Origin of the sequence: Gordonia sp. DT30 (assembly GCF_049844915.1) — a bacterium.
In the GTDB taxonomy this organism is placed as follows: Bacteria; Actinomycetota; Actinomycetes; order Mycobacteriales; family Mycobacteriaceae; genus Gordonia.
This window is the reverse complement of record NZ_JBNCLY010000111.1, coordinates 1-277: the sequence shown is the minus strand read 5'-3', so window position 1 is coordinate 277 and position 277 is coordinate 1. Positions and strand designations below refer to the sequence as shown.

Genomic DNA, 277 nt, shown 5'->3' with positions numbered 1-277 from the left:
CGCCGGCGCGGGAGGCGATGTGGGTGAGTCCGCGGACGACGGCGTCGGCGTGGTCGAGGGACACCGACCCGTAGGCGGTGTGCTTATGGAGTCCGTCGATGTCTTCGGCGGTGCCGACGCGAACGAGTCGGGTGGCAACAGCGGGCGCGAATCCCATGGAGATCAACAGTTCTCGCACCGACCGGCCTTGGGGTGCGGTTATCTTGAGGCGGTCGAACTCGCCGGTCAGGTTCGCCGCGTAGTGATCGAGCATGTTGCGCAATGTGTTCAGTTGCTG

1 pseudogene is annotated in these 277 nt (G+C 65.3%); it reads right to left on the bottom strand.

Annotation, left to right across the window (positions count from 1 at the left end):
• Nucleotides 1–277 (bottom strand): annotated as a pseudogene (locus ACLQ3C_RS21660) (HNH endonuclease); the annotation flags it as partial.